The following is a 7697-nucleotide window of genomic DNA, read 5'->3' on the forward strand; positions in this document are numbered from 1 at the left end:
TGCTCATCATCAATACCCCCGCGACGCGCCACCATCCCATGTCGGTTTCTCCCTTGCAGAGAACGAACGGCCTCTCTCAATCTAGACCCGCCGCCCGCCGGAGCAAGTCCTCGTCCGGGCGGCGGCCTCGGCAACTCGTCGGGATCGACGCCCAGCGCACCCCCCCGGCGCGGTCCGGCCGCCAGTCGCGCTTACAAGGCCTTGCCGCTGCGAATCACCCCGACCGCGATGCCTTCGATGACCAGTTCCTGGCGCCTGAGGTCGACCACGATGGGCTCGAAGTCGGGGTTTTCCGGCAGCAGTTGCACGCTGTGGCCGCGCTTCTGGAAACGCTTCACCGTGACCTCGTCGCCGATCCGCGCCACCACCACCTGCCCGGCCTTCGCCTCGGCGCTGCGATGCACCGCGAGCAGGTCGCCGTCGAGGATGCCGGCGTCCTTCATGCTCATGCCGCGCACCTTCAGCAGGTAGTCCGCGCGCGGCGAAAACATGGCGGCGTCGAGCTGGTAGTGCCGCTCGACGTTCTCCTGCGCCAGGATCGGGCTGCCTGCCGCCACCTGGCCCACCAGCGGCAGACCGCCGCCGCCCTTCAGCCGGATGCCGCGCGACGCCCCCGGCAGCAGCTCCAGCACGCCCTTTTTTGCCAGCACCTTGAGATGCTGCTCGGCGGCGTTCGGCGAACTGAAGCCGAAGCGCTGCGCAATCTCCGCGCGCGTCGGCGGCAGGCCGGTGGTTTCGATCCACTCCCGGATGAGGTTGAAAATTTCTTCCTGGCGGCGGGTCAGGTCACGCATGGGGCTTCCTCCAAATGCTGTATGCATGTACAGTTGTATTTGCATACAGTATAAATACCGGATCCCGAAAACGCCATACGCGCCAGGTGCTGCCGCCTGGCAGGCACATGCAACCGCACACACGCAGGAGAAGCCTCATGATGAAGCTCGGAAAGATCAGCCCCCTCGCCTTCAGCCGCATGAAGCAGCGCGGGATTTCCATCGACGCCCTCAACGATCTGCTCGCCCGCGGGCAGGTCGAAAAGCAGTTCGACGGCGCCCAGGTGGTGTACCTGGACAGCCCCACCCCCGCCCCGAGCTGGGCTGGCCGCCCGAAACCAAGGCTGTATGCCGTGGTGGATGCGGCGGGCGAAGTGCTGACGGTGGAAAGGCGGGTGCGGTTGCGCGCATGAGCCGATCGCCGGAATGGGCAGGCGCTGCCTGACTGGACGGGCAGGACGAAACCGGCGCCGCCCCGGCACCCTGCCCACCCGGATTTGATGCGCGGGCGGGTACTATTACGCCTCTGCCTCGCAGCGAGCCCGCGCACCCGCCCCAGTGCCGATGAACCGACCGCACATTGAACGCCGCCCCCGCTTTCCGGAAACCCCGGACGCTCATGCCTTGCCCGCACCCGCCAGCCCGTGCCTGCAGGATTGCATCGCACGCTACGCCTCCGCGATTCCCGGCCTGGCAGAACTCGGCAAGCGGCTGGCCGCTACCCACGACGCCGACGCGCTGATCGACCTCCACGAACAGTGCGCCCTCCTGCTGGAACCTGCCATGTGGTCCGCCGAGGCCGACTTCCATCCGCTGCTGGCGAGCTACCAGGCGCTGTTCCGCGAGCAGGAGGCGCTGATCCGGCAGCGCGGCAAGGACAACCGTCACCACTTCATCCTCGGCATCCCGGTGGCGGATCGCCCGTCGCACCTCAAGGCCTGCCTCGAAAGCATCTACCAGGTCTGCATGCAGTTCGACTACGGCGGCCACGCATCCGGCAGGTGGGAGCGGATCCGGGTCGTCGTCAGCGAGGACAGCCGCGACGAAGCAAACATCCGCCGGCACCTCGAGCTGGTCGAGGAATACCGGCGGAAAGGCCTGCAGGTGGTCCACTTCGGCCTTGCCGAGCAGTACGAACTGCTGCACACCCTGCCGCCGCCCACGCGCGAACGGCTGGGCAGGCTGCTCACCACCCAGCCCAAGGAAAAATTCTCCCTCAAGGGTCAGGCCGCCAACCGCAACCTCAGCTACCTGAAGTTTCTGCAGCTGACCGAAAACAGGCACAACACGCTGTATTACCTGGTCGACAGCGACCAGTCGCTGTGCGTGAACCGGCAGACCGCGTCCGGCGAAGAAGTCGTGATCGCGCTGAACTACTTCCACGCCATCGACAGGATCTTCCGCACCACCGATACCCGTCTGCTCACCGGCAAGATGGTCGGCGATCCGCCCGTGTCGCCGGCGGTGATGGCGGCGAACTTTCTCGACGACGTGAGCGCCTTCTTCAGCCGGATGGCCGCATTGCGCGGCGACGAAGCCTGCACTTTCCACGGCCTGCCGCTACAAAAAACGGGTGAGGCCGCGTATCACGACATGGCCCGCCTCTTCGGCTTCGAGAACCAGCCGGCGACCTTCCCTTACGCCTGCCGGCTCAAAGGCAAGCACGACCACGGCGCCTGCCTTGCCGACTTCGCGCAGCGGCTCGACGCCTTCTTCTTCGGCGAGCACCTCACGCGCAAGACCTGGTTCGGCTACGGCCATGGCTTTGCCGAGCTCAGCCCGGCGCGCACGGTCTACCCCGGCAACTACATCGCCAACTACGCCGGGCTGAAATACGTTATCCCCTTCGGCCACCTGCGCCTGCGCATGTCCGGCCCCACCGCCGGCCGGCTGATCGCCGCCGAAATCGGCGCGCGCTTCGCCTCGTTCAACATGCCCAACCTGCACCGCCGCACCACCGAAGCGGGGCCGGGCGACGACTTCCGCCCCGGCGTCGACGTGGACGAGGCCAGCGTGGACGTCTCCGACGAGTTCGAGCGCCAGTTCTTCGGCGACCTGATGCTGTTTTCCACCGAAGCGCTGGTCAGGCAGGCCGACGTCACAAAACCCTTCGCCCGGGGCGCGATCGAGGCCGTCGTCGGCGAGAAGGAGGCCGAACTGCTCGCGCTGTACCAGCAGAAGCACGACGCCATCGTCGAGCGGAGCCGGCAACTGGGCGAGCTTGTCTTCGACGCCGACTATTGGTGGCTGCAGGCAAGCGCACATTCGCCCGGCCTCGCCCATGCGCTGCGCCGGGTGCGCGCCTTCATCGACAACATCGAGCGCAATTTCGGCGAGCATGCCCTCGCCTGGCGCCAGATCCAGTCCGCCGAGCACCGTGCGCAACGCAAGCGGCAGATCGTCGAGGCCCTGATGAATTACCGCGCCGAGCGCGATGCCTGGGACAGCCTGTTCTGACAGCCACCCATCAAAGGCAAACGGAATCCGCCGCCCCCGCAATCAGCTGCGCCCGGCATTCCCGGTAAACCTCCCGCGCCCTTTCCAGCACGTCCTGCGGAATCGCCATCTCCGAGTAATCGCTGCGGGTCCGGTCGATCCGCCCGCTGCGCAGTCGCGCTGACGCATCCCCCTTGCGCGCCTTCCCCGTATGGCCGAATACCTCGTACCGCTCGCTCAACGGCGAATCCAGCTGCAGCCACGCCGCCAGCCCGGGCAGCAGCCGCTCCGGCGCGCGCTGCCACAGTTCCGCATCGAAATAGAAATAAGGCCAATCGGTCATGCGGCAGAAATCCACGAGCGCCTGCACCCGCTCCACGTAGTAGTTCGCCGCCTCGACCGGCGAGGCGTACAGGTCCGGGTCCGGCTTTTGCCGGAACAGATGCACGATGCTCTTGATCGTGTGCTCCGGCTCCGCCAGGGCGACGAGGATCTTGATGTCGGCTGGGCCAAGCCGTCCGGGCTTCAGCCGGTAATCGTTGTGCAGCAGCTTGTCGAACAGGTAGCGGCTGTTTTTCTTCAGCGCACCATCCTGCTGCAACGCCTCCCGCTGCCGCTCCAGCGCGGACACATCCTCATAGCTCATGTGCATTTCGTAGTAGCCGTTGATCTGCGGGTGCGAGCCGAGGATGTGCCCCGCCAGACTGGTGTAGGCGCGCATGTGGCTCAGCAGGAAGATTCGGGCGTAGGGGTCAGGCGAAGCGCTCATTGTTTCAATTCGTTGTGGTCGTTCGTCAGCATTCTCATTTCAAGAATTGGGAATAACCGAAAACTTCAGAATTTTCGCTATTCGCGAATGGAGAATACAGCTCCCCCGGGATCAAGAGACAAGCACACTCGGAAAAAACGACAAACCCGGCATCTAGCCGGATTTGTCGTTGAAAAAGAGCAGTCAAGCTGCTTGTCTGAGGATACCCGCGCCAGTTGTGGCCACCACCGACATGCAGTTTGATACCCGTTCACCGGCCAGACTTTGTGTTTTCAGGCGGAATTAGCTGAGGATTTTGCGGAGGTTATTGAGCGGCAGGGGTGGAGCGAGGTGTTATCTGGAGTTGGAATCGTTGATGGGGGATCGATAAAGACTACTCTGGTGTAGTTCTACGATATTTCGCCATCACATAACCTTCTGGAACCGGCTTAAATGGATCGTCATCACGCGGCCATCGAGTTGCTCGACTTTGGAATGCACGTAACGTTTCGACATCCAGTTCAACGACGACTACATGCTCGTTCTGTCCGCCTCGCAGTCGACATAGATCGCGACCGTGATTTGCTTTGGAGGGTGATCTCACTCGGCTGTCTCCGTACTTCCGGTTATTGACCAATGCAATGTGCGCATGAACGTCCAGGCTCGCCGATTCCACAAGGGCCGAAAAAGTCTCTAAGTCCTGATTCCACGACAAAACTATCATGCAATCAATATCGCCCTGAAACCGTAGGCGATGATTTACGTTCTGTAATTCCGAGCAAACAAGTACGCCGAAGCAAAAGCCTTGATGCTGATAAACCGGCTTTTCAACATCCTTGAGAGTATCAGCCCATTTCTGACCGTAGTCCTTCAGCAACCTTTCTTCCTCAGCTGCGGCAGGCATCGACTTAGGCTGTCTAATCTGCACGGATGCCGGAAATCCAAGCCGATCATCCGCCAGCACGAGGACCGCTTCACTATGAATCCAATTCGGAAACCGACGGTGATAGTCGAGCCCAGCAACAAGACTGATCCCCGCATCAAGCAATAGCCCCGAGACTGTATCCACCCAACGATCAGGCAAAGAAAGCTCGGGCAAGAGCAAGTGAGTGGGCTTTGGGTATGCTGAGATCGCCTGGTTGATCAACCGCTCTATGCGCGCATAGCGTTCTCTCGAAATATCAGGCCGACCATCTGCACAGGCTCGCCAACTGTCCTCCGTTGTTAGAAGGCTGCTTATACCTAGCCGAATTTTTTCCCCTTTCCTTGCCGCCCCTAAAACTGCGATTTTGCCTTTTGGTTTTTCTTTCTGCTCTGGGTGCTGTGGTGGTGTGGCCGAGCCAAAGTCGAATTGATCAGTTACCAAAGAACCCCAGACCCATACACCTCGAACAGCTCGGACATAGCGTGCCCATGCGCGCGCTGAGTTAGGTTCTTCCCCAACAAATACGCATTGGTCCGGAAGAAACAGCGAAATGTCTTGCGTCGAGTACGGGCGGGTCGGAAATAGATAAGGCAGCAAAGATGGTGCGGTGCTGTCAGGTGCTATCTGCTTACACCGTGGGTTCACCCGCACCGCGGCCGACCCATTATCTGAGGCGCCCGAGAGCAACAAAAATTCGTGGAGGTCACCTTCGTGTACGTATAGGCCATACAGCTGCGCTTCTTGCTCAAGCGCCGACCGCTGCCGACTTGCATCACGGCGCAGATGATCTTTATAGGGAGTCTTGGCCCAATCGCTCTCCCGGAGTGCAAGGGATAAGGCATAAATCTCATCGATATTGGTGCCAAGTCCAACAAGTTTGCATAGATCGAGCGCCGTTTCAGAAAGTGGCCGTGGCCCCCCGTCACGCTGGCTCCAGCGCAAAGATCGAGCAATAGCGTCGGCCGCTAGTTCCAATACGGAAGCACGCAGGCTGGACCATGCGTTTTCATCAACTCCGCTTGCTGGCTGGCCATTCACCTTGACTTTCGTACCATCTATCTTGGCCTCCAGTTCACGAAGTGAATAAATCGTTGCGTCAACGAGTTTTCTGGCCTCGGCCCAATCCATCAACGCGACTGCGAGCGAGAGCAATCGCGGCAGGTAGTCAACATGGTCGAGAATTTTGTCGGGCCGCAGGATATGGCTGTGGGCAAACTGGTAAAACTTGGCTCGCTCTTCTTTCCAGTCGTTCTGCCTGAGGTCACGTGCAAGCGTTTCAACGGCCCGTAACTGAATCGCCCACCCCAGGCGTCGTACTGACAGTCCATCAGCGCGACGCAAAGTATCGGCCTCTTCGGAAGCCTGCCCCGCTGCTGTTAGCACTTTCGCCGAGGCCATCGTTTCGAGGCGCCCCGGTGACGGCATCAGTCGGCGTTCGCTGGAAACGCTGCGAATCTGCGTTTCGATGTTATCGAGCAAGTCCAGCCCACCATGCCCTTGCAGGAAGAAAGCCTTCTGCTTCGTCTGTTGCAGCATGAGCGTAGTTCTTCCTTGGAACTCACCTGGCAACGTTAGATAGATGTCGTTCTTCTTTTCACCTTCCCCTTCCGCCGGAAAGCACGCTGTCCGCGCAGCAATGAACTTGAGCAACTGGCTCGCGTCATTGAGGTTACCGGGATCACGCAATACGAGAAATAGGTCGTCTACATACCGCCCGTAATAAACCGGTGCCAATCCTTCCTCAATATCACTATCCAACCCCGCTAATAGGGCATTGGCAGTCACACGCGAAATCGTGAGGCCAATTGGCAACCCACCGACCTTTATCTTTTCCGCGTCGCAGCCCATTTCAAGCAGCTTGGCCACGACCATGTCCGACCATAGCTTCAGCGCATCAGAAAACGCAGCGGTGAACTCATATTCCCACTCAGACAATTCGATTTTGGCTAAAGCCAGGAAACGTTTATCCGCAATGAATACCGGATCTATCTGATGGTAATAACTCGTCAGGTCCATCGAAACCGCGATTACCCTGCGATCCGCCTTAAGCTCGTCCCGAATTGCCTTGAGACCCAACTCACGCCAGCGTTTATAGCATCCCATTACACACAACTTCAATGCCTCACCGTAACATGCTGACTTCTCTGGTAATACGAGGTTTGCGTGATGAGCTGGGCGGCGGAGGAGTTCAAGGATATCGATCTCGGCGACAGGCGTCTGGACAAGCGCACGGTGCTGCTGGCCGAGCGCATGGCCGCCAATCCGATGGCCAGCATTCCGCAAGCGTGCGGAGGCTGGGCGGAAACCCAGGCGGCGTATCGCTTTCTGTCCCAGGACGACGTTGAATGGGAAGCCATCCTTGCGCCGCACTGGCGCAGTTCCGAGGCGCGCATGCGCGCCCATCCCGTCGTCCTGTGCCTGCAGGACACCACGGAACTGGACTTCAACGGGCAAGGCATTGCCGGTCTGGGACCGCTGTCCTATGAAGCGCAGCGTGGCATGTACGTCCATCCCACCTACGCGGTTAGCCCGGAACGGGAACCCCTGGGGGTGCTGGATGCCTGGATGTGGGCGCGCGAGCCCAAGGACGCGGACGGACAACGGGGCGGCCTGCTGGAAAGCACCCGCTGGACGGAAGGCTACATGCGCATCGCCGAACTGGCGGCCAGCCTGCCGGACACCCGTCTGGTGTACGTGGCGGATCGGGAGGCCGACATCGTGGCCCTGATGGCGCAAGCCCGCGATCTGGAGCATCCCGCCGACTGGCTGGTCCGCTCCCAGCACAACCGGGCGCTGCCCGAAGGGGGCAAACTGT

General features: G+C 60.8%; 6 protein-coding genes. 3 read left to right on the top strand and 3 right to left on the bottom strand.

The window, feature by feature from the left end; translation table 11 throughout:
• Positions 1 to 191: 191 nt before the first annotated feature.
• Positions 192 to 794 carry a transcriptional repressor LexA gene (lexA, locus tag BGO62_RS10295; protein ID WP_296640122.1) on the bottom strand — a complete coding sequence of 201 codons (603 nt, stop codon included), beginning with the start codon at positions 792 to 794 and terminating at the stop codon, positions 192 to 194.
• A 137-nt stretch (positions 795 to 931) separates the two neighbouring features.
• On the opposite strand from lexA, the gene BGO62_RS10300 reads away from it, so the two are divergent.
• Positions 932 to 1186, top strand: coding sequence for a hypothetical protein (locus tag BGO62_RS10300; protein WP_296642028.1), 255 nt, complete (start codon positions 932 to 934; stop codon positions 1184 to 1186).
• A 151-nt stretch (positions 1187 to 1337) separates the two neighbouring features.
• Entirely contained in the window at positions 1338 to 3230 is a 1893-nt protein-coding gene (locus BGO62_RS10305; protein WP_296642029.1) for a hypothetical protein, read from the top strand.
• Between the two features lie 10 nt (positions 3231 to 3240).
• Here the strand turns inward: BGO62_RS10305 and BGO62_RS10310 are convergent, their stop codons facing one another.
• Both BGO62_RS10310 and BGO62_RS10315 read right to left on the bottom strand, forming a co-directional pair.
• Positions 3241 to 3930, bottom strand: coding sequence for a hypothetical protein (locus BGO62_RS10310; RefSeq protein ID WP_296642031.1), 690 nt, complete (start codon positions 3928 to 3930; stop codon positions 3241 to 3243).
• A gap of 421 nt (positions 3931 to 4351) precedes the next feature.
• Complete coding sequence (locus BGO62_RS10315) at positions 4352 to 6985, bottom strand: RNA-directed DNA polymerase (protein ID WP_296642032.1); 2634 nt, start codon at positions 6983 to 6985, stop codon at positions 4352 to 4354.
• A gap of 93 nt (positions 6986 to 7078) precedes the next feature.
• Here BGO62_RS10315 and BGO62_RS10320 point away from each other — a divergent pair.
• Positions 7079 to 7697 (top strand): transposase DNA-binding-containing protein (locus BGO62_RS10320; RefSeq protein ID WP_296639842.1); only part of this gene is annotated, 619 nt, incomplete at its 3' end.

This window comes from Thiobacillus sp. 65-1402, from assembly GCF_001897685.1.
GTDB lineage: Bacteria > Pseudomonadota > Gammaproteobacteria > Burkholderiales > Thiobacillaceae > Thiobacillus.

Bases quoted from the DNA above. Each gene is read 5' to 3' on its own strand.
- lexA (WP_296640122.1), bottom strand. From the start codon at position 794: ATGCGTGACCTGACCCGCCGCCAGGAAGAAATTTTCAACCTCATCCGG.
- BGO62_RS10300 (WP_296642028.1), top strand. From the start codon at position 932: ATGATGAAGCTCGGAAAGATCAGCCCCCTCGCCTTCAGCCGCATGAAG.
- BGO62_RS10305 (WP_296642029.1), top strand. From the start codon at position 1,338: ATGAACCGACCGCACATTGAACGCCGCCCCCGCTTTCCGGAAACCCCG.
- BGO62_RS10310 (WP_296642031.1), bottom strand. From the start codon at position 3,930: ATGCGCGCCTACACCAGTCTGGCGGGGCACATCCTCGGCTCGCACCCG.
- BGO62_RS10315 (WP_296642032.1), bottom strand. From the start codon at position 6,985: ATGGGATGCTATAAACGCTGGCGTGAGTTGGGTCTCAAGGCAATTCGG.